13 protein-coding genes and 1 tRNA gene are annotated in these 22,755 nt (G+C 46.8%); 4 read left to right on the top strand and 10 right to left on the bottom strand.

The genetic code is table 11. From position 1 onward, the window contains the following. Positions 1-2: 2 nt before the first annotated feature. From QUB13_RS09700 to QUB13_RS09685, 4 genes are all read right to left on the bottom strand, one after another. Positions 3-173, bottom strand: coding sequence for a hypothetical protein (locus tag QUB13_RS09700; RefSeq protein WP_333380308.1), 171 nt, complete (start codon positions 171-173; stop codon positions 3-5). Positions 174-322: 149 nt separating this feature from the next. Beyond that, complete coding sequence (gene sfsA, locus QUB13_RS09695; protein WP_333380307.1) at positions 323-1,063, bottom strand: DNA/RNA nuclease SfsA; 741 nt, start codon at positions 1,061-1,063, stop codon at positions 323-325. A 283-nt stretch (positions 1,064-1,346) separates the two neighbouring features. Beyond that, a complete protein-coding gene (locus QUB13_RS09690) occupies positions 1,347-2,039 on the bottom strand; it encodes a glutathione S-transferase family protein (RefSeq protein ID WP_333380306.1) in 693 nt (230 codons plus the stop codon). A 63-nt stretch (positions 2,040-2,102) separates the two neighbouring features. Next, a complete protein-coding gene (locus QUB13_RS09685; RefSeq protein ID WP_333380305.1) occupies positions 2,103-3,275 on the bottom strand; it encodes a DUF3095 domain-containing protein in 1,173 nt (390 codons plus the stop codon). A 67-nt stretch (positions 3,276-3,342) separates the two neighbouring features. Between QUB13_RS09685 and murJ the strand changes: the two genes are divergently transcribed. Next, entirely contained in the window at positions 3,343-4,956 is a 1,614-nt protein-coding gene (gene murJ / locus QUB13_RS09680; RefSeq protein ID WP_333380304.1) for a murein biosynthesis integral membrane protein MurJ, read from the top strand. A gap of 821 nt (positions 4,957-5,777) precedes the next feature. Continuing rightward, on the top strand, positions 5,778-15,197 hold the full coding sequence (locus QUB13_RS09675; RefSeq protein ID WP_333380303.1) for an Ig-like domain-containing protein: 9,420 nt from the start codon (positions 5,778-5,780) through the stop codon (positions 15,195-15,197). Positions 15,198-15,272: 75 nt separating this feature from the next. Here QUB13_RS09675 and QUB13_RS09670 read toward each other — a convergent pair whose 3' ends face one another. The 3 genes from QUB13_RS09670 to moaC all read right to left on the bottom strand — a co-directional run bounded on the left by QUB13_RS09670 (position 15,273) and on the right by moaC (position 16,506). Further along, positions 15,273-15,575, bottom strand: coding sequence for a DUF3181 family protein (locus QUB13_RS09670; protein WP_333380302.1), 303 nt, complete (start codon positions 15,573-15,575; stop codon positions 15,273-15,275). A 63-nt stretch (positions 15,576-15,638) separates the two neighbouring features. Beyond that, the gene (locus QUB13_RS09665; RefSeq protein WP_333115571.1) at positions 15,639-15,896 is read right to left on the bottom strand and encodes a 2TM domain-containing protein; all 258 of its coding nucleotides are present in this window, start codon (positions 15,894-15,896) and stop codon (positions 15,639-15,641) included. Between the two features lie 88 nt (positions 15,897-15,984). Next, positions 15,985-16,506: a cyclic pyranopterin monophosphate synthase MoaC gene (gene moaC / locus QUB13_RS09660; protein ID WP_333380301.1), complete on the bottom strand. Its 522-nt coding sequence runs from the start codon at positions 16,504-16,506 to the stop codon at positions 15,985-15,987. A 93-nt stretch (positions 16,507-16,599) separates the two neighbouring features. Between moaC and QUB13_RS09655 the strand changes: the two genes are divergently transcribed. Then, positions 16,600-16,673 (top strand) — tRNA-Arg (locus QUB13_RS09655). A 155-nt stretch (positions 16,674-16,828) separates the two neighbouring features. Here QUB13_RS09655 and QUB13_RS09650 read toward each other — a convergent pair. From QUB13_RS09650 to QUB13_RS09640, 3 genes are all read right to left on the bottom strand, one after another. Further along, positions 16,829-18,091, bottom strand: a complete 1,263-nt coding sequence (locus tag QUB13_RS09650; protein ID WP_333380300.1) for an MFS transporter — start codon at positions 18,089-18,091, stop codon at positions 16,829-16,831. A gap of 224 nt (positions 18,092-18,315) precedes the next feature. After that, positions 18,316-19,503 (bottom strand): glycosyltransferase family 4 protein, encoded by a 1,188-nt coding sequence (locus QUB13_RS09645; protein ID WP_333380299.1) that lies wholly within the window; start codon positions 19,501-19,503, stop codon positions 18,316-18,318. 229 nt (positions 19,504-19,732) lie between these two features. Continuing rightward, complete coding sequence (locus QUB13_RS09640) at positions 19,733-21,421, bottom strand: DUF2079 domain-containing protein (RefSeq protein WP_333380298.1); 1,689 nt, start codon at positions 21,419-21,421, stop codon at positions 19,733-19,735. Between the two features lie 88 nt (positions 21,422-21,509). On the opposite strand from QUB13_RS09640, the gene QUB13_RS09635 reads away from it, so the two are divergent. Next, the gene (locus QUB13_RS09635) at positions 21,510-22,751 is read left to right on the top strand and encodes a histidine kinase (RefSeq protein ID WP_333380297.1); all 1,242 of its coding nucleotides are present in this window, start codon (positions 21,510-21,512) and stop codon (positions 22,749-22,751) included. The last annotated feature ends 4 nt before the right edge of the window (positions 22,752-22,755 follow it).

Here is a 22,755-nt window from a genome sequence, read left to right as displayed (position 1 = left end):
AATCAATTTCCCGATTTTTCACCAACTAGAGCGGTAGTTAGAAATTTTTTCAAGTCATAATCACTTCGTGCAAAAGCAGCAATACACTGTCGCTGCAAACTTCCATAAATCAGTAATTTATCAATACAAAAATCCCAGTGTTCCTCCATAATATCAATTCCGGTTGCACTCATACATGATGTTAACTGTTAACTGTTAACTGTTAACTGTTGACTGTTAACTGTTAACATCCTTCCTATGCAACCGGATACGATATAACTCGGAGACGGTGGCCGATCAGAATTCTCGTTTTGTGCTGTAAACCAGCAGTCGATCCAGCACTTCAGTTTCCGTTAGCGGTTAGTAAATCCATTTTTGCTAAGCCCAAATAGCGCACACCTTCCGGCGTCACATCAAAGCGGCAAGGCAAAACTTCCACACCTTCAGCCACAGCCTGTCTGAACAATTGTCCGTAAAGGCGATCGGCACTATCTCCGGGAGCAAAATCCGTACAATCTCCCCGATTAATAAAATACAGCATTACAGCCCTCGAACCCTGCCGCACCACATCGATCAACTCTCTCAAATGTTTCTGTCCCCGCTCCGTCACTGTATCAGGAAATAAAGCTAATGTATCTTTGACCCAAGTTGTATTTTTCACTTCCAGAAAAATCGGTTTTTCCTCACCAGTCAGCCAAAAATCAACACGACTTTTTTTATCGATACCGTAAACAACCTCCGGCTGAATTAAACTGTAATTGCCCAACTCAGGAAACAATCGCAACTCCAAAGCTAATTTAATCGCTCGATTTGGCAGCCCAGTATTAACTCCCACCCAAACAGGTACAGTCTCGCAAACCTTAATTAATTCCCAAGTATAAGCCAACTTGCGTTTGGGATTATCGCTGGCAGATACTAGGACAGGATTACCCGGAATCAAAACACCAGTCATCGGGCCAGTATTCGGACAGTGCGCGGTGATAATTTCTCCCGAATCTAATTCAATTTCGGCAAAAAATCGCTTGTACCGCTTGATTAAAGTGCCTGGTAATAAAGGCGGATATTTGTAAATTAAGTTAGTCATTAGTCATTAGTCATTGGTCATTGGTCATTGGTCATTAGTCATTAGTCATATCAAATCCGGTAACAGCGGAATGATTCAGATATATATTCTCTCCCTCTGCGTACTCTGTGTTCTCTGTGGTTAAATCATTCCGATGCTACCGAAAACGATATCATCGACCATTAAACCTGCTACAACAAATGAAACTTATCTTGAATTGCATTTGCGTTAATCTGTGTTTATCTGCCTCACATCTGCGGCTACATTATCAATCAAAATTTCCGGCAATAAATCTCTGCAAAAACTAACCTTGCTGAGGTTTCATTAACTGTTTCATCTGCGCTTTAAAAGCTTCCACAAGTTCGGGACTGGCTTGCGTTTGCTGCCAAGAAGGGCGGGAATTTAAGCGTTCCGACCAAGCTTGCAATTTGGGGTAATCGTCCAAAGACACGCCTAGTTCGGGCAGCCAAGGCACGGAAACACCCGCCACAACATCTGCGAGGGTAATCGTGCTGCTGTTGCCAAAAAAAGGTCGTGAAGCGAAGCTATCCCGTAGGGAATCGCCCAACAAATCCTCAAAAAACCTCAGTACCGCCGCCACTTGCTGGCGACCTTTTTCCAGCTTCTCCGGGTCTCCTGCGCCGCCGAAAGTCTGGCGTACCAAAGGACTCATTGCGGGTGACAATTCGTTGACTGTGACCATTTGTACCATGCGGGCGATCGCCAAATCCTTAGCATCCTGCGGCAACAGTGCGATCGCGGGATACTTAGCTTCCAGATAATCAAGAATTGCCAGCGTTTCTATGATGTGAAAATCACCATCAGCTAAAACAGGGACGTGGTGAAAAGGACTAATTGCCAAAAAATCCGGTTGAAATTGATCGCCGTTTAATTTGAGCGGCACTAATTCAAATTCAATCTCTTTTTCCAGCAAAGCAATCCAGACGCGGCGAGAGTTAGTAGAGAGGGGATTGTGATAAAGTTTCAGCACAGTCATGCGATTTTAGATTTGAGATTTTAGATTGAAATATCATAGCATAAAACATTTGTAGTAAAAACATTAGTCCTGCATTCTTTGTTTCATATCCTTAGCAGCTAAAGTATAACCTCCATCAGCGCCATCTATAAAATGTACTTGGCGGCCGTTGCGTTCAAACACTAAACAAGTCATCAACGCTCTGTCAGCAACGTGCAAACCGTAAACCAGCTTGCCTTCTCGGTAATTCCTTTCCAAGTACCGCGTCAATTTTTTTCGCCGCCACTCATTGCCCGAAATTACCATTCTCAACATATCATCAAATTTGCGGTAATCCGTAGCTGCGATCGCAATATCTTTATAAACTCCCCAATCTAACTCTTCTGTCTTAACTTTCAAATTCATTAGCAGCGAACCAACCGCCGTCTCTAACTGTATTTTTGATAAATACATCTGGCGGTCTAACCAACTAGCACTGCTCGCCCTAACTTGAGTTTCTTTAATCAGCTTTGCGCTATTCAAGGTCAATTTAAGAGTTTCCCTATCGATAGGATTGAAAGAATTTTCCTTGCCGTAAATGTATTCAATTTTTTTGATAATTTTTCTATAAAATTGATGGCTCTGCTGACCGAAATCTTCTCGCACCATTACCAGCAGCGTTACTATTTCCCCGTACTTGCTGGGAATATCCTGCCACCGACACTCCAATCCTGAAAAATCGGCTGTTTCTGAAACGCCCTGATTTTTAATACTGTAAATATTACCAGCAGCAGGGTCTTTAATCAGTTCAGTCGCACGGGTTAAGCCGCCCCCGATAAAAACAGCTTGGCTGTAATTTTCGGAAACTTTAAACTTAGCTATTTTAACCGGGTAATTAGCTGCTACCACAACTTTAACCGGCACAGCCCCAACTCGCAAATCCATGTCAAATTCAGTCTTAGCCATTTGTTGAGTGGCAAGCAAAGCTTTCTGGGCAGCGGGTAAAAGCGATGGCCCCATTAACAGAGAAGCGCCGTCGCCACCAAAGATAAAGGGAATTTCTATTTTGCCTGCTACATTCAAAACAGCAGCGATCGAACAAGCTCCCAATAAGTTAACTTCTTTGTATTTTCCAGCTTCAATCGCTTTGGTAGAACCGCGAATATCTGTGACAACAATGTACCAATCATCAGGTACATCAACAAAATTACCCAGATCGGTAATCTTGAGAAAATTGTCCAGTAAAGGTAATGCCGAATAGAAATTTTCTGAATTCATGTTATGATTTTCCAGATTTGCTATTAAACTTAGTGAAGCCTTTTATCACTAGCATTTGTAACTATTTGTGTCTGAACCGCAGAAGCCCTCTCGTTCCCTAGCAGGGATTGCCGGCATTGTCGCAGTCGCCACTCTGATTAGTAAAGTCTTCGGGTTGGTGCGCCAAATTGCGATCGCCGCAGCCTTTGGAGTCGGTGTCGCCGTCGATGCCTACAACTACGCCTACGTCATACCCGGTTTCTTATTTATTTTACTCGGAGGCATCAACGGGCCTTTTCACAGCGCCATAGTCAGCGTTTTAGCCCGCCGCGACAAAAAAGAAGCAGCACCCTTAGTCGAGACTATCACCACCTTAGTCGGCGGCATACTTTTGTTAGTAACAGTCGCTTTAATTATTTTTGCAGATCCGCTGATCGATTTGGTAGCACCGGGATTAAATAGAACAGCAGAAGGCTTAGCAATCAAAGCAATTGCTGTCCAACAATTTCGGATCATGGCACCGATGGCATTACTTTCAGGCTTAATCGGTATTGGTTTCGGCACTCTCAACGCCGCCGATATGTACTGGTTGCCTTCGATTAGTCCTTTATTTTCTAGTGTTGCACTTGTCGGCGGTTTGGCGATTCTCGCCCTGCAACTCGGAGAAAAAATTACTCAGCCTGGGTACGCACTAATGGGCGGTTTAGTGTTAGCTTGGGGAACTTTAGCGGGAGCAGTTTTGCAGTGGTTGGTGCAACTGGTGGCGCAGTCGCGCGCGGGCTTGGGAAAATTGCGTTTGCGGTTCAATTTTAAACGTCCCGGAGTACAAGAAGTAGTTAAGGTGATGGTTCCTGCTACCTTATCATCGGGAATGCTGCAAATTAATGTCTATACTGACCTATTTTTTGCATCCTACATCCCTCAAGCTGCATCTGCGATGGGTTACAGCGGCTTGTTGGTCATGACTCCTTTAGGCATCATTTCTAATGTAATTTTAGTGCCATTTTTGCCGATTTTTTCTCGCCTCACCGAACCTCAAAACTGGCCGGAATTAAAAGATAGAATTCGTCAAGCTTTAGTTTTGACTGGGCTGACGATGCTGCCACTGAGCGCTTTAATGGTAACACTTTCCGGGCCGATCGTCCGCGTTGTTTACGAACGTTATGCTTTTAATCAGTCAGCATCGCAGTTTGTCACGCCCTTATTGATGGCTTACAGTATTGGAATGTTTGTGTATTTGGGACGCGACGTTTTGGTACGGGTTTTTTACGCTTTGGGAGATGGAGAAACGCCTTTTCGGATCAGTATTATCAATATCTTTTTGAATGGTTTGTTGGATTATTTGTTGGTAGGAGCTTTTGGCGCGCCCGGATTAGTTTTGGCGACGGTGGGAGTGAATCTTGTTTCGATGCTGATGCTTTTGTACTTATTAGATAAAAAGCTTGGCGGCTTGCCTTGGCGGAAGTGGAGTTTGCCTTTTCTGGGGTTAGCTTCTGGCAGTTCTCTAACTGCTTTCGTGTCTTTGGCTACTCTGCAAGGCTGTCAAAGAGTTTTGGGTACTGAAGGTTTGGTAGTTCAATTAGTGGAGTTGAGTGTGGCAAGTTTCGCGGGGTTGGGAGTTTTTGTAATTTTTGTGAGTCAGATGAAGTTGCCGGAAGTTGATATGTTTGTCGATCGCATTCGGGGACGTTTTCGCAAATAAATATCACCAATTTGCTGCATATTCCCGGAAATTGAGACAAAGTGCGATCGCCCTTAAATCCAAATCAACAATTATCCGCGTCCATCCGCGTCCATCCGCCCGCATCTGCGGTTAAAAATTCCCCAATAATTAACAACGGCGATGTCTAGATTGTAAAGATATCGTCAACCTTAATGCTGTCTGGCAAAACAGCCAATAAAATTCTTACAAAAAAAATACGCCCTCATACCCACAGCCTCTGAGGGAGGTCTAAATTATGTCCACATGGAAAAGATCCGACTTTTCCGACTTTAAGATCCGACTTTTCCGACTTTACAGAGGCAGAGGCCGGAAGCAATGATAGAGACAGGGAAAGTAAACCCGCGATGTCTAGATTGTAAAGATATCGTAAACCAGCAGAGTTGTGTTGCGGAGTATAAATAAAAATATGCTATAAAAGATATGTCTTTAGTATGATACATTTGGATTGCATCTATGTTATATACATTCATTCCTACGCGAAGCCAGTGAGATCCCACTTCATATCAGGACTACCACGCTCAGGGTCTACTTTGCTGGCTGCACTACTACGACAAAATCCCCGGTTTCACAGCGGTATGACTTCCCCTGTTGGGGGTTTAGCTGAGCGAATGCTATCAGCCGTGAGCGAAGACAATCAGTGTTCCGTGTTCATTTCCCATGAACAAAAACTGGCGCTAATTTGAAGCAATAGGACTAATAAATTTTTCATTCCTCATAGCGAGGACTGAAGCTTTGAAGCGGGGGTTTCAACCCCGGCCAGACTTGAATGTAAACAATAGATATAAAGGATTTCAGCAACTATGAACTTATCAACTATGAACAAGCAAATTATTTTCGTAGACTCTTCTGTACAAGATTATCAAAGCCTGATCCAAGGCATCGATCCCGCTCAAATTGTGATTTTAAATGAAAATTTCAGCGCGATCGACCAAATTACTAACGCCTTGGCCGATAAAAAAGATATTGAAGCAGTTCATATAGTTTCTCACGGCAGCGAAGGCAGTTTAAAACTCGGTGCTGACGTACTCAATGAGAATAACCTAGAAACTTTCAGCGATCGGCTAAAACAGTGGGGAAATGCCCTGACAGCAAATGGGGATATCCTACTTTATGGCTGCGACGTAGCAGCCGGAGAAGTTGGAGAAAACTTCGTAAAGCGCCTCAGTGAAATCACAGGGGCAGATGTGGCAGCATCTACCGATAAGACGGGGAATGCAGCATTAGGTGGCGACTGGGAATTGGAAAAAACAACGGGTAATATCGAAGCCTCCCTTGCCTTGTCCAGCGAAGCAATGGCAACCTATGCCGGTGTTTTAGCCTCACCCGTTCAATTCGATCTCACATCAGTATTCGATCGCGATGTCATTATCAACTACACGGGAGCAGTCACAGACACCACACAAGATCCATTGGGTTACGCAGGAGGGGCTAACATAGATACCTTAATCACTCAGTCCTTTGCAACCTTCGCAGGCGGTGCTAGTGGCAATGGTTTACCCGACAACGGCTTTTTCGCCACGAATGCCTACCATCCCGACGTTCAGCTAGGCTACAACAACACCAATAACGGCAACAACGCCAAAGTCCTCACAACTAACGGCACACCCTTTACCTTCACAGTTACGCCCAACCAGTATTCAGAAATCCACCTGTTCGCCACCAGTACAAATGGCGACGCTGCGATGCAGGTGACATTTAACTATAGCGATGGCACTACTGGGACAGCCACAGCCACAGTTCCCGACTGGTTTAACGAAATTACCGAAACATCGTCCAGTTACTATCTGATCGACGGAATGGATCGGAACACTGATACAACTGGAACAGCTTATACCGATGTCAACGATCCCGCCATATTCGGGTTCATGTTTAATCCCAACCCAGCCAAAACGCTGCAGAGCATTACCGTCAGTAAAACAAGCGGTACCACCGTTGATAATTATCTGGGAGTTTTCGGAGCCACAGGTCTTTTAGAAACCACACCGCCAACAGCCAGCACTTTCACACCCGCCGACAACGCCACTAATATTGCCGTTACTGCTAATTTAGACATCACCTTGAGTGAAGCAGTACAAAAAGGCACTGGCAACATTGTTATCAAGAAATCCTCCGATAACTCAGTGGTGGAAACCATTGATGTCACCTCAGCCAATGTCACCGTCAGCGGTAGTAGCGTCACCATTAATCCAACTCTCGACTTAGTTGATGGTACAGATTACTACGTTGAAATTGCTGCCGGTGCGATTAAAGACTTAGCTGGTAATAATTATGCCGGTACTACAGGTGCAACTGCTTGGAATTTCACCACTGCTGTCGCCGCTGACACCACACCGCCGACAGCTACTTTCACCCCCGCCGATAATGCCACGAATATTGCAGTTGCTGCTGATTTAGTCGTCACATTGAGTGAAGCCGTACAAAAAGGCACTGGCAATATTGTCATCAAGAAAGTCTCCGACAACTCAGTTGTAGAAACCATTGATGTCACCTCAGCAAATGTCACCCTCAGCGGCAGTACCGTCACAGTTAATCCCACGGCAGATTTAGCGCCCGGTACTGATTACTACGTTGAAATTGCCGCCGGTGCAATTAAAGACTTAGCTGGTAATAATTATGCCGGTACTACAGGTGCAACTGCTTGGAATTTCACCACTGCTGTCGCCGCTGACACCACACCGCCGACAGCTACTTTCACCCCCGCCGATAATGCCACGAATATTGCAGTTGCTGCTGATTTAGTCGTCACATTGAGTGAAGCCGTACAAAAAGGCACTGGCAATATTGTTATCAAGAAAGTCTCCGACAACTCAGTTGTAGAAACCATTGATGTCACCTCAGCAAATGTCACCGTCAGTGGTTCTACTGTCACCATTAATCCTACCGCTGACCTCGCACCAAGTACCGAATACTATGTAGAAATTGCTAGCGGGGCGATTAAAGACTCGGCTGGTAACAATTATGCCGGGATTACAGGGCCAACCAGTTGGAACTTCACAACCCTCACCGCTTCCACGCTGCCGATTCCTCCCATCCCGCAATTAACCCAAAACGGTAGTGCTAATACCAATCATCAGGGACAGAGCTTCACAGCTTCTGAGAATGGAACAATTAGCGAGATTGCGGTTTATACCGGAGGTGCTTTTACTGGCAATTTATTGATTTACAACAGCAGTAATGGCAGCGGTGCTGGCGGGAACAAAGGTACTCCTACCTATCAACAGAGCATATCACTCGCATCGGGCATGGGTTGGAAAACAGTTAAATTAGACACTCCTTATTCGGCTACCAGTGGGCAAACCTACTCCGTGATTTTTGAGGGAACAGGTACATTCTCTTTCTCGAATACCAACCCTTATGGGGGTGGGAACTATATCTTCAACTACGGCAATGCCAATGCCTCTAATGATTTAGCTTTCTTCATTAACCCGCCGGAAATTGATCTCAAAGGCAATGGTACTTCCATCGCCAATCAAGATATTACACCCACGACAATTGATGGCACTGCTTTTGCTGATACCCCAGTTGGTAGCCCGCTAGTTCGCACCTTTAGCATTGAAAATTTTGGTTCTAGTAATTTGACGTTATCGGGTACGCCTGTAGTCACCATTACAGGGGCAAATGCCAGTGATTTTACCGTCAAGACATTACCAGCCAACACTATTAGTGCCAGTCAAGCTACCCCATTTGAAATTACTTTCCAACCTTCGGCTATCGGCACTCGCACCGCACGAATTAATATTTCCAGCAACGATCTCGACGAATCTACTTATACCTTTACCATTCAAGGTAACGGCCTTGATGGTACAGCCCCCACAGCCACTTTCACCCCCGCAGACAACGCTACTGCTGTCGCCGTCGGTGCCAACTTGGTGGTTTCTTTCAGTGAAGCCGTTGTTAAAGGTACAGGCAACATTGTCATCAAGAAAGTCTCGGATAACTCAGTGGTGGAAACCATTGATGTTACTTCCACAAATGTCACGGTTAGCGGTAGTACAGTCACAGTTAATCCCACGGCAGATTTAGCGCAAGGTACTGATTACTACGTTGAAATTGCTGCCGGTGCGATTAAAGACTTAGCAGGTAATAATTATGTCGGCACTACAGGTGCAACTGCCTGGAATTTCACCACTGCTGCCGCCGCTGATACCACACCGCCGACAGCTACTTTCACCCCCGCAGATAACGCCACCAGTGTTGCAGTTGCTGCTAATTTAGTTGTCACCTTGAGTGAAGCTGTCCAAAAAGGCACTGGCAATATTGTCATCAAGAAAGTTTCCGACAACTCAGTTGTAGAAACTATCAATGTCACAGCGGCAAATGTCACTGTTACTGGTAGTACAGTCACAGTTAATCCCACAGCAGATTTAGCGCCCGGTACTGGTTACTACGTTGAAATTGCTGCCGGTGCGATTAAAGATTTAGCTGGTAATAATTATGCCGGTACTACAGGTGCAACTGCTTGGAATTTCACCACTGCTGCCGCCGCTGATACCACACCGCCGACAGCTACTTTCACCCCCGCAGATAACGCCACCAGTGTTGCAGTTGCTGCTAATTTAGTTGTCACCTTGAGTGAAGCTGTCCAAAAAGGCACTGGCAATATTGTCATCAAGAAAGTTTCCGACAACTCAGTTGTAGAAACTATCAATGTCACAGCGGCAAATGTCACTGTTACTGGTAGTACAGTCACAGTTAATCCCACAGCAGATTTAGCGCCCGGTACTGGTTACTACGTTGAAATTGCGGCCGGTGCAATTAAAGATATTGCTGGTAATAATTATGCCGGCACTACAGGTGCAACTGCTTGGAATTTCAACACTGCGGCTGCCACTAATACCACACCGCCTACAGCCCCATCCGTTCAATTTGACCTCACATCAGTATTCGATCGCGATGTCATTATCAACCGCACCGGGGGAGTTACAGACACCACACAGAGCGGACTGGATTCATCGGGGGGGACCCTAATAACTCAGTCCTTTGCCACATCTAAAGCCGGTGCTAATGGGAACGGTTTACCCGACAACGGCTTTTTCGCCACGAATGCGTACCATCCCGACGTTCAGCTAGGCTACAACAACAGCAATAACGGCAACAACGCCAAAGTTCTTACAACTAACGGCACACCCTTTACCTTTGCTGTTACGCCCAACCAGTATTCAGAAATCCACCTGTTTGCCACCAGTTCAAATGGCGACGCTGGGATGCAGGTGACATTTAACTATAGCGATGGCACTACTGGGACAGCCACAGCCACAGTTCCCGACTGGTTTAACGAAATTACCACTGAATCATTTTCCAGTTACTATCTGATCGACGGAAGGGATAGGAGCTTTGATACAACTGGAACAAGTTATCATGATGCCAACGATGTCGCCCTATTCGGGTTCGGGTTCAATCCCAACCCAGCCAAAACGCTGCAAAGCATTACCGTCAGTAAAACAAGCGGTACCACCGCTGATAATTATCTGGGAGTTTTAGGAGCAACAGGTGTTTTAGGAGCCACAGGTGTTTTAGAAACCACACCGCCTACAGCCGCCACTTTCACCCCAGCAGATAACGCCACCAGTGTTGCAGTTGCTGCTAATTTAGTAGTCAACTTGAATGAAGCCGTCCAAAAAGGCACTGGCAATATTGTCATCAAGAAAGTCTCAGACAACTCAGTTGTTGAAACTATCAACGTTACCTCCACCAATGTCACCGTTAGCGGTAGTAGCGTCACAGTTAATCCCACAGCAGATTTAGCGCCCGGTACTGGTTACTACGTTGAAATTGCCAGCGGTGCAATTAAAGATTTAGCTGGTAATAATTATGCCGGTACTACAGGTGCAACTGCTTGGAATTTCACCACTGCTGTCGCCGCTGATACCACACCGCCTACTTCCAAAGCGCCTCCAGATACCACCGCTATTGATATTGGCTTGAACAAGCTGCAAGATTCTCTAACCAACAATCTGGCTTCGCAAATACCGGTGGTGGGCGATAAACTCAAGGGTATTGCTCCTGATTTTCTAAACAGTATTAAGACCAGCTTGATCGCTGGTCTGAAAGCAGCACCTAGTTTGGATGGGCTGAAGTTTCAAGACACTATCAAGACTTCCCTTGGCAAAGACTTCCCCAACCTGACAATTACAGGCTCAGTTGGGGCAAACGGAGAAGCCAAAGTTCTGGTGAACCTCAGCAAAGAGTACGCAAAGACCCTGGGACTGAATGGTAATTTGGGACTGCCAGCGCTGGGATTGAATACTCAGGGTGATGCCAACGCCAAATTCAAGTACGACTTTTCCTTGGGATTGGGTCTGAATCAGGATGGGATCTTCTTCGATACTACGAATACAAAGCTTGCCCTCAACGCTGAAGTCGGGTTAGCCAATAATTTTACGGGCAAGGCCAATCTAGGTTTCTTGCAAGTGGATCTAGCGAACAAGAGCGCTAACCCCACTAAGATTACGGGTGACTTTAAGGTATCCCTGAAAGATTTAACCCCTGCCCAAGGAGGGATAAATGACGGGCGACTGACCTTCACTGAACTCAGCAAGGGAAACTATAAACTCTCGGACTTGACTGGTACGAGTTTAGACACTAAAGCCAACCTCGGTCTGAGTGCAAAAACCAGCATTAATGGTAGTGCGGCGATTCCCTCGTTCAACTTCGACCTAAATGCTGGTTTTTCGCCGCTGTCGTATAAGGACGGGAAAGGGAGCGGGCCGCAAAAACCCAATGTTGAGTTCAAGAATATGCAGCTCGACTTGGGGAGCTTTATCACGGGTTTTGCTAAACCTGTCATTACCAAAGTCAATGATGTTGTTAACCCGGCTCGTCCTATCATCAATGCACTGAACAGCGATATTAAACCGCTGTCAGAATTCAGTGCTATCAGGAATTTCTTCGACCAAAACCGCGATGGCAAGGTGACGCTGATCGAAGCGGGTGCCAGTATCACAGGTCGAAATATCGATACTCGATTCCTAGATGGCCTTCAGTATATCGGTCAAGCAAGTGATTTGCTCCAGAGTCTTTCCTCTCAAGAGGGGAACATTGCTATAGATTTAGGTGACTACGCGATAGATTTTGATGCCACCAATCCCACGGCTGATACCAAAACTGCTAAGACAACTAAAACCAAAACAGCGGCATCTCCTACTGACCAAGCTAAATCGAAGTCCAAGGGCAAGACTCAAGAGTTGCTGACGCTCTTTCAAAAGATGCCTGGGCTGAGTTTTCCTATCTTGAGCGATCCTCAAGCTGCCATCGACTTGCTGATGGGTAAACCAGATGTCAGCCTGTTCGCCTATAAAGTGCCGAACCTAGACTTTAACTTCAAGATTGATAAAGAGTTTCCTATCTACTCCATTCCTGTTGTAAATGTAGGTGTCAACGGCAAGTTACAGGGAGACTTTGAAGCTAAAGCTAACTTTGGTTTCGGCTTTGATACCTCTGGACTTTCTCAATGGAAACAATCTGGCTTTAAGGCCTCAGATGCCTATAAAGTTTTCGATGGCTTCTACGTGAGCGATCGCCAAAATGCGGATGGTACGGGGCAGGATGTTAATGAACTCAAGCTCAAAGCTAGTATTAAGGCTGGGGGCGGGGTTAGCATTGGAGTGGCAAAAGCTTATCTTACGGGCGGAATTGAGGCGAATGCTAAGTTAGACTTGCTTGATGTGGGCGAAGGGGTTGTTCCTTCAGATAAAATAGAGTCTGTACGGCAGCGGCTGCGTGACAGATTGAGGAGTTTAAAGCTCAACCCATCGGCAGCAGATAACTTTAACCCTAATGCTGGAAATCTGAATGATGAAATTAATAAGGTTGCAGACTCGGCAGGAGGGTTATGGTTCCAGAAACCAGCAACTACAGGCTTCTTAACAATCGACGTTCAACAGGCAATAAAGGATTTTGCAGGAACCGGTGATGGCAAGATTCATGCCTCCGAAATTATTTCCCGCATCAGCAACCCACTGAGCCTGTTTGAAGTTAATGGTGACGTGAAAGCCGCCCTTGATTTTAAGGCTGAGTATTACAGACCCTTTAGCTGGAAAACAGCTTACGAGAAGCGCCTGGGTGAGATGGAACTGGCTAACTTCCGATTGGGAAGTGGTTCGACGCGCAAGAGTCGTGCCATTGACGGTTACATCACTGGCGGAAAAGTCTTCTTCGATGGCAACTTCAATGGCGTGCAAGATGATAACGAGCCCTTCGCCTTTACCAACCCTGATGGCAGCTTCGACCTCACAGTAGAACTAGAAAAGTTCGACAACAATAAAGATGGCAAGCTCGACTATACCGAAGGCAAAATTGTCATGGGCGACGGGATAGATATCTCGACCTATTTGCCCCTAGACACACAGTTGTCTTCTACTCCAGAATCTGAGGTGGTGACACCTTTAACGACGGTCATTGCTGAGTTAGCCCAGCAAGGCATTGACCCTGAAACTGCTGAAACTCAAGTGAAATTGGCGCTGGGGCTGCCGGCTGATGTTGATTTGGGCAGCTACGACCCCCTGGAAGCGATCGCCAATGGGGACGCGAAGGGTGTGGCAGTGTTTGCCTCGATGATCATGGTGCAAAACACGATCGTCCAGACAGCGAAATTTATTCAAGGGGCTTCGGCAACACCGGTCGCTAAACTCGGAAATGCGGCAGCAGGGGCGATCGCCGATACGCTCAAAGCCGGTACTCCTGTTGACTTGAGCAAACTAGAGACAATTCAGGCGATTATACAGTCCGCGATCGCCGCTGCTGCCACGCAAGACAGCAATCTCAACACACAGCAGCTAGCCAGCGTCGCCTCGGCTGCTGCACAAATAATGGCACTGGGCAATCAGCTCGTCAAGGAACTCGCCGCTAGCGGTCGCCCATTAAGTGACATCGCTACGGAAATTACCAAATTGCAGGCAGTATCAGTTGGTCAAATCGCAGTCGGACTGCCGGAATTGGCAGCGGGAACCAAGACTATCGAGCAGTTCCTCGCCGACAACACCAAGGAAGCGATCCAGAAGAAGATAGCGCAGGTGCAGGTGAATGACCCCACCGTTCGCCCCACCTTCGAGACGATCGATCCTGAAGATCTGCTCGTTCCTTTTGAACCTAACTCTGAGGACATCGACACCGACATCACTACTACACCCGACACCGAAACATCGACCACTTCGACCCCATCATTAACCTCAACATCGGGAACCCCGATACCGATACCCTCGACAACCCGGACACCATCGGAAACAGCCTCGGAAACACCGACAACATCGGAAACAGCCTCCGAAACACCAACACCATCGGAAACAGCAACTCCCACGCCAACAACTAATAACCTCTCAGACGATGATTGCATCTGCGACCAAATTACCTATCCCAACTTAAACCGACCAAACTCTGTTGGAAATACCATCCTCGGCACATCCGGCCTGCAAATAGGCACCGACCAAAACGATGAATTACTAGGTAGCGAGGCGGAAAATATCTTCGAGGGTCAATCCGGGGATGACAACTTATACGGCGGTGCCGGTAACGACATCATCCTTGGCGATCGAGGCAATGACTTCATCGCCGGAGGAAAAGATGAAGATACCCTCTATGGAGGCGAAGGTAACGACATCATCCTTGGCGAGTCTGGTGACGATTTAGTGTATGGAGGCAAAGGCAATGACTTGTTACACGGTCGCGAAGGTAATGACATCATTTATGGCAACAAAGATGATGATTTCATCGACGGCGGCAAGGATAATGACACCTTATATGGAGGCAAAGGTAATGACATCATGCTTGGCAGTCAAGGTGATGACAATCTGTTCGGACAGGATGGAGATGATAGCATTTGCGGCGGTGAAGGTAACGATTTAATCAACGGTGACACAGGAGCAGATATTCTGGGAGGCTGTGCGGGAAATGATACTCTTTTTGGAGGTGCAGATAACGATACTCTTACTGGTGGAAAAGGCGACGATTTCATTGACGGAGGCATGGGAAGTGACAGTTTGATTGGCGGTAGCGGCAATGATATCTTTGTCTTAAATGCAGGTCAAGGATTTGACATTATTGCTGATTTTACTGCCGGTCAAGATTTGATTGGATTGAGCGGAGGTTTGAGTTTTGGACAGTTGGAAATAACTCAAAATACTCAAGGTACAATCATCAAAAACCTCTTGACAGGGGAGCAGTTAGGTGTTATGGTCGGAGTAAAGGCGGATGCAGTTACAGTGGCTAACTTCATGCTGGTTTAGGAAATTAAGAAAAGTGCGATCGCCCATTAAATCCACAAAGGGCGATCGCACTTAAATCCAAATCAACAATTGAGATCACATCTTCCGCTGAAATTCCTCAAGCACATCCATCAACTGAACTTGACACTGCATCGGAATCAAATCTGCCAGCGGCACTTCCCGCTTGCCGCCGCCCAACTTGACTGGAATTCCTTGCAAAACTTGTCCAACTCTGTCAGCATCTAAATTGCCATCTTCCAGCATTGAATAAAGTTGTTGGGCAACAACGGTATGCAGGTGGGCATCATTGAGATACAAATGCCATTTGGCAATGTCAATGTAGACATTTTCGCCGATTTCGGCTGCTAAGGATTCGATCGCCTGAGTAGTATTAGCCATATAAAAAGCAGAACGTTATTGGTGATCCGTCAAAAAAAGTTAACCAATCGCCGACAACTGCCTTCAGCCAGAATCTTTGGTGAGGGGCGAATAATCGGCGATCGCAAAAATGAAAATCGCGTGGGCCAAAACTACTAGAGCCCATACACCCGTTACCGAAACTGCCCAAGGCCAATCAGCCTTTTGCAAATTTTGAACAAACCACAAACCAGAATTTGTAGCAGAAAAAAGACCGACGTGGATGGCAAAATTCATCCGGTCATCTAAGCGGCGGTACTCTGGATCGTTGCGATCGGGTTTGCGGGGCCAACGAGGAGGCATAGTTTTTCACATGATATTAGTAGTTCTGTGCCTATTTTAATCTTAAGCGCAGCTTTTTGAATTCTGCATCCCTCTCAAGACAGGAAATTTATTCCTCTAAATTTTGATAATCCCCCGATTTGCCACCGCTTTTGCTTACCAGTCGAATCGATTCAATGGCGATCGACTTTTCCAAAGCCTTCGCCATATCGTACAAAGTCAGCGCCGCCACCGAAACCGCCGTCAGCGCCTCCATTTCCACCCCAGTTTCCGCCTTGATCTTCACCGTCGCCCGAATTTGATACCCCGGCAACCCAGCATCCGGTATCACCTGCACCTTCACGCTACTCAAGGGCAGAGGGTGACACAAAGGAATCAAATTAGCCGTCTGCTTGGCCGCCATAATCCCAGCCAGCCTCGCAGTGCCCAACACATCCCCTTTCGGCGCATTCCCCGCTTCAATCGCAGCAAAGGTCTCCGCCGACATCCGCACCCGCCCCGCGGCCACAGCTTGCCGCACAGTTGCCACTTTCGCCGAAACATCCACCATTTGGGCTTCCCCGCTGTTGTCGAGGTGAGTTAGCTGCGGGCGATCGGGCAATTTAGAAATATTTTGAGAAAGGTCTTGCATTATTTTGAGAATGGTGTTACTGTTAGATTCTGTGCGGAACAGAGATTGTTCAATTTTAGATTAAATCTAAAATTTCAACTCTCCAAGCAACAGGGGCTTGTAGCTTAGTTGGATAGAGTGCATGGCTACGAACCATGAGGTCGGGGGTTCGAATCCCTCCAAGCCCATTTTAAATCGATAAATCCTCGTAGGGAAACTCGTAGGGACACGGCAATGCCGTGTCCCTACAATTAATTGCGGTAGGGAAACGGCATTGCCGTGTCCTCCTCACTATCCATTATTTTGCGGTAGGGAAACGGCATTGCCGTGTCCTGAGTTGCTATCATTCCGGTGCAACCGGAATTGATACCAAAGCATAAACATCTTTGCCTCTACCGATCGCAAATTGCAGCGAATGAGACAAACTCTTGCTAGACAAAGTAACAAAAATCAAGAAAGCTAACACACTGACAGCAGCCGCCAAACCAAACATATTTCTGTAGCCGACTTGTTCAGCAGCAAAGCCTAAAATCGGGCCAGCCAGCGCAATTCCCAAATCAAACCCGCCAATACAAAGCGAAAACAATCGGCCCCTTTCTTGAGGTTCGCACCTGTCCGACATCAGCGTCACCATCATCGGCAAAACAGTACCGCCCGCCGCACCTTCAAACAAAGCTGCCAGCAAAAAAGCATTGCTGTTGTTAGCAAAATACAACAATAACATCGACACGGAATAACATATCAAGCCGGCAGAAATAAACAAACCGCGCCCGTATTTGTCCGAAGCCCGCCCCGTCAACAACCGCAGACCGAAACTAGCCACAGCCGCCGTAGAATAAAATAATCCCGGATTCAAATTAACCTTAGTTTCTTGGATAAACAAAGGCATGAAAGTGCTCAAAGTTCCGAAGACCAAACCAACCAACAATAACACCAAAGCCGGAATCCGCACCCTGGGATTCCACAACATTTGCCAGTATTTTTGGCGGTTTTTTTCCTCAAATAGCGAATCGGATTTTGTTAACTCAGCAAAATTAGGTTCGGCAATTTTGGTAGTGAGAAATACACCAATTGTAGCTAAAGCCGCCGACATCGCAAACAAAAAAGGATAGCCGAGCCCAGCTTGCACAAAGCCGCCAATCGCCGGGCCAAAGGCCAAACCGATAGGAGTTACCAAACTCATATAACCGATTAATTCGCCCCGCTTTCCTGGGGGCGACAAATCTGTCACCAAAGCGCTGTAAGCTGTGGTAAAAGCGGCGATGCTAATGCCGTGAAAAGCCCTGATACATAACAGTAAAGGGATAGATTTAGCGAACAGGTAGGTTATGGGGGCAACGGCAGCCACTGACACCCCTAGCAGCAAAACTTGTTTTCGCCCCCTGCTGTCGGCTATTTTTCCCAACTGCGGCCTCGACAGCAAAAGCCCGATCGCAAATGCACCTATCACAAAGCCAATTTGCTGTTTTGTACCGCCTACAGATTGAACGTACAACGGCAAAGTTGGCAGCAGCGAAGCCAAACTCGACCAAAATAACAAGCCTGCGGCAAACAAAGTCAGCAAGCCGCGTTTGCGTTGGGGCTCGATGTCCCTAAAAATATTCAAGATGCGAATTCCCTTTAAATTTTCTGAGTGCGCTCAAGCTGAGGTCAAGTGTATCTATCATTGTGTTGCAATTTCTTAATATTTGCAACTAAAAAAGTTAATATTCTACTCACAGTCAACCGCAAACAGTTAACAGTCAGCAGTCAGTAGGGGCGGTGCCCCCGTGCCCGCCCTCTTAACTTAACAGTCAACAGCCAACAGTCAACAATCAACAGTCAACATTCTTACCAATTAACCTCTGCCCTTTCCTCTATCACCCGCTGATAAACCCACTCGGTTTCCATCGCCAACTTCGGCCAACTAAACCGGCGTTCCAAATCCTCATAAGCATTGTCAACCAACCACCGCCCGTAACCAGGATTTTTCAGCACTTCCAAAATTCCCCAAGCCAAAGAATCCCGATTATTTGCTTGAGTGACAACGCCAGTTTTAGTATGCTGCACAACTTCCGGTAAGCCCCCCGTATCGGAAACTACCACCGGCACCCTGGCTGCAAAACTTTCTAACGCTACAATCCCAAAAGGTTCGTAAAGACTGGGAAAAACCGCGCAGTCAGCCACCGTCTGGAATTTGTCGAGATGTTCCTCAAACATGAAGCCGGTAAAATAACACTTATGCCAAATTCCTAAATGCCAAGCCTGATGTTTTAGATAGTCTGTATTGCCGCCGCCAATAATTACAATTTTAGCTTTTCCCCCCATTTCCCAAATTACTTTAGGTGCAGCATTCAAAAATACAGAAATACCTTTCTCATAGCTAATTCTTCCTACATAATAAACAATTTTTTCATCGTCTGCTGCAAATTGACGGCGGAAGTTCATCGCGGCAAATTCGTGCAGCCTGGGTTTTTTTTCGGCTCTAATTCCGTTGTAAATTACCTCTATTTTGTTCCACGGAGTTGCTAGTACCCGTTCGGCTTCCCGCCGCATATAGTCGCTGCAAACAATTACCCGCCAAGCGTTGTAAGCGAGGTCGTTTTCCTTGTTGTGAATGTAGCGCTGTCCATCGTTGTGGATGCCGTTGAAGCGCCCGTATTCGGTGGCGTGGATGGTGGCAATTAGCGGGATTTTAAAGGTATGCTTGAGGGCGATCGCCGCATCTCCCACTAACCAGTCGTGAGCGTGAATCAGATCGAAGGAGCCTTCTTCTAGTATCAGTTTGCCACCAAGGTGGCCCATGCTTTGGTTGAGGTTGGCCACCCAGTGAAAAAAGTCCGTGGCCTGTCCCACTACCACCCGATGCACCTGTATTCCTTCTACCACTTCATACATCGGCGCGTGTCCGAACTCTACAGTAATTAGGTGAATCGAGTGGCCTAGCTTCACCAATTCTGGATACAGTTCCGATACGTGGCGAGCGATGCCACCTACTATTCTGGGAGGAAATTCCCAGGCTAATACCAAAATTTTCATATTTCTGTGCTCCCAAGAATTTATATATCTTAATGTTTATTATTGACTATTTTAGTGTATAATTCCAAACCTAATTTTTGGGCTGGGGGCAAATTTATGCCCGAAGGCTGACAGCATGGGAAATTATGCAGAAACCGGGTGTTTGCAGAAATTGCTCGATCGCCCGCTTGTTGCCTCCAAAACCCGGTTTCTGCAATAGTTGGGCTGCGCCAGTTTCGGGCGATCGCGCTTACCCTTGCTTCAAAATCGGTTCCAATTCGCGGCGAAAACTAATCCAAGCAGCCGCCGATGCAGAGTTAGAAGCAGCACCCTTACGCATCAAAATCGCGCCGTCTTCAAAGCCAACTATTCCGTATTCTCCTGATTTGGACATTCGATCGATCTGCGGGACGATCGCCTGCAACTGTCCCCGTTCCCGCCGAAACGCAGCCTGATACTGCTGTAACTGCCACATATCGGCAATTACGTATTCCATCTTCACCGCTTTCCCCGCATCATTACGCAGTTCAAACATCGGAAACCTGAGAATTTCGCGGCGGCTTGACAAAATCGGCACAATACTATTCGTTGCGGCCACGCTAGCATCCGCAGGAATTTGAGCCAAAAGTGGCCGGACTTGAGAAACGTGCTGCCACTGTCGGATCAAAGGAACCTGCACCCAAGGGGCGATCGCATCGGGTAAAATCCAAGAAAAAGTCCGGTTTGGGTTAGACGTGAAGGTAAAAAATAGCGACAAGCAGATGCAAAACCCCCAAAAGCGGCGAAACTTTGAAGACGAAGAGAAAGGCAAAACTGCTGAAGGAAAACGCAAAATTGTTTGTTCTCCCCTCTTAATTTTATCCTCTTCCTTTTGGCGATCGGCCCACCACAAAATCGCCCCGTAAAACAGCCCTGGAACCACAGTCATCGCATAGCGAATATTAATCGCCAGCACAGACTCTCCTTTCGCTAAAAATAGCTTCAGCAGCGGAAATCCAGCGATCGTCCAAGACGCAGGCGCGAAGGCAGGAACCAAAGCTAACGGCAACCACTGACCGAGCAAGTATTTGATTTTACCAAAGAACGGCGTAAATAACGCAGCCGCCAACCGGCCGGGATTGCTAACCATTCCCCAAAGAATTTCCAGCGTCGAAGCTTCATCTCCATCGGCATATTGACCGAAGCGTTCGATCATAAACCGCTGGGAGATGTCCGCAGAAAACAAAGGCATAATCAGATTCGTCAGGACGATCATATAACCAAAACTGAGCGCGCAGACAGCTAAACCAGTCCGAGGATAGCGTCGGCTCAAAATTAGATAAACTCCCACCCCAAATAAAACAACCCCCCCATCTTCTCGCACAGCCAAAATTAAAGTGGCCAGAACCCCAAACAATGGCCACCAGCGCTTCTCCATCGCCAGCAGCAAGCTAAAAACATAAAGCGGAATTTGACAAACATCATGAAAATTGCCCAAAGTCGGGCCGATCACCGCGTTAGCGCAATAATAGCTCAACACAATTGCCGCCGACAGCCGCGGTTCTAGATAGTGTCTGGCGAGAACCCAGAGCACTAAACCAGCCGCCGTAACTAAAGTCACCTGCAACACCGTCAAAGTGACAGGCGAGGGAAACAAAGAGTAAATAGGCAGCCACAGCATCAATGCCGGGGTGAAATGCTGCCCCAATCGGTAATAGGATACCGACGGGAGCTCATTTTGGTGAACCACATTAGTGGACAAAGCCGAAGACAGGGAACTCTCAAACAAGTGACCCCGAGTGCCGTTCCAAAAAAGTTGATTGAAAATGCCTTGGTCGTAAGTAGCGTAAAAGTTGTAGTAGCGGTGCAGCGTCAGCAGCAGGCACAGCACAAAAAAGGCGACCGCCACTTTTACCACCACCTGCAGCGACTCATTTTTCTTCCATCTCAAAAATGTCATTGGCCCGCCGTAATGAAATCATCGGACATTAGCATAAATCTAAAGCAAGTATTAAATTAAAGTAGAAGTGAAATAACTCGGCTCGGCAATGGTCAATTATTTTCACCCGATCGAAAAAGTCAACAGCGTCAATCCCGCACCAGGCACCGGCGACACCGACAGTTCTCCCGAACTGCCGGCCAATCCCGCACCGCTTTTACAGCTTTTGCTGTTCGTAGACAAGCGTTTCTCTTCTAGGGAACAGACCAGACACATCCGCAAGTTCCTACAGAATTTGAAGGCAGAGTGCGATTTCGATCTTCAAATCGTCGATGTAGGAGAACAGCCGGATTTAGCCGAACACTTTAAACTTGTAGCTAGTCCCTCCCTGCTCAAAATTCATCCAGAGCCCCGACAAACTCTCGCCGGCACCAATTTGATCGCCCAACTCAAACAGTGCTGGCCCCGCTGGAAGCGTGCTGTAGAAGAATATGCCGCCCAGCAGCAGTCTGCCCCAGCTCTGACGGCATCAGCTCTGGCAGACCCAAAACCAATTTATTCGGTTGCTTGCGCTACTGAGCTCGTGCAACTTGCGGATGAAGTTTTTCGGCTAAAACAGGAAAAAGAACACCTGCAAGAGCAGTTGCAGTTGAAAGACCGGATTATTGCGATGCTGGCTCACGACTTGCGGAATCCTTTGACCGCGGCATCTTTGGCTTTGGAGACTTTGGAGTCAACTCAGAAGGTGAAAGAGGGGGAAAAGTCGCGTTTGACACCCGCTCTGGCGGCTTATTTGATGAAACAAGCCCGCAACCAAATCCGAATTGTCGATCGAATGATTACAGATATCCTCGAAGCGGCCAGGGGCACAAACGCTCAACTTCACATCCAAGCAAAAAAAATTGAACTAGGAGCGATTTGTCAAGATGCAATCCTGGAATTTCAAGATAAGTTTCAGGCGAAAAGTCTGAAATTAGAAATAGACATTCCCGCAGATTTGCCCTTGGTTTATGCCGATCCCGATCGCATGAAACAAGTGATTGCTAACCTGCTAGACAACGCCAGCAAGTACACCCCAGAGGAAGGAACTGTTAGTATTTCTATGCTCCACCGCACTGCTTACAAGGTTCAAGTGAGCATTTGTAACAGCGGCCCTGGTATTCCTCAAGAAGATTGTGCAAGCATTTTTGAAGACAGCTTTCGCTTGCAGCGAGATAAATTAAAATACGGTTACGGCATTGGGCTGTCTCTTTGTCAAGGCATTATCCGCGCCCATTACGGTCAAATTTGGGTGGACTCTGTACCCGATCGAGGCACTTGTTTTCACTTTACTTTGCCTCTTCAAAAATAGTTGA

The organism is Microcoleus sp. B4-D4, from assembly GCF_036705185.1.
Lineage (GTDB): Bacteria > Cyanobacteriota > Cyanobacteriia > Cyanobacteriales > Microcoleaceae > Microcoleus.
Note: the sequence above shows the minus strand (reverse complement) of the source record. Positions and strands in the feature narration are given on the sequence as shown.

What these genes read in the sequence shown, in the direction of transcription:
- QUB13_RS09675 (WP_333380303.1), top strand. Translation starts at nt 5,778, where the DNA reads ATGAACTTATCAACTATGAACAAGCAAATTATTTTCGTAGACTCTTCT.
- QUB13_RS09670 (WP_333380302.1), bottom strand. Translation starts at nt 15,575, where the DNA reads ATGGCTAATACTACTCAGGCGATCGAATCCTTAGCAGCCGAAATCGGC.
- QUB13_RS09690 (WP_333380306.1), bottom strand. Translation starts at nt 2,039, where the DNA reads ATGACTGTGCTGAAACTTTATCACAATCCCCTCTCTACTAACTCTCGC.
- sfsA (WP_333380307.1), bottom strand. Translation starts at nt 1,063, where the DNA reads ATGACTAACTTAATTTACAAATATCCGCCTTTATTACCAGGCACTTTA.
- QUB13_RS09685 (WP_333380305.1), bottom strand. Translation starts at nt 3,275, where the DNA reads ATGAATTCAGAAAATTTCTATTCGGCATTACCTTTACTGGACAATTTT.
- QUB13_RS09635 (WP_333380297.1), top strand. Translation starts at nt 21,510, where the DNA reads ATGGTCAATTATTTTCACCCGATCGAAAAAGTCAACAGCGTCAATCCC.
- QUB13_RS09645 (WP_333380299.1), bottom strand. Translation starts at nt 19,503, where the DNA reads ATGAAAATTTTGGTATTAGCCTGGGAATTTCCTCCCAGAATAGTAGGT.
- QUB13_RS09700 (WP_333380308.1), bottom strand. Translation starts at nt 173, where the DNA reads ATGAGTGCAACCGGAATTGATATTATGGAGGAACACTGGGATTTTTGT.
- QUB13_RS09640 (WP_333380298.1), bottom strand. Translation starts at nt 21,421, where the DNA reads ATGACATTTTTGAGATGGAAGAAAAATGAGTCGCTGCAGGTGGTGGTA.
- moaC (WP_333380301.1), bottom strand. Translation starts at nt 16,506, where the DNA reads ATGCAAGACCTTTCTCAAAATATTTCTAAATTGCCCGATCGCCCGCAG.
- QUB13_RS09665 (WP_333115571.1), bottom strand. Translation starts at nt 15,896, where the DNA reads ATGCCTCCTCGTTGGCCCCGCAAACCCGATCGCAACGATCCAGAGTAC.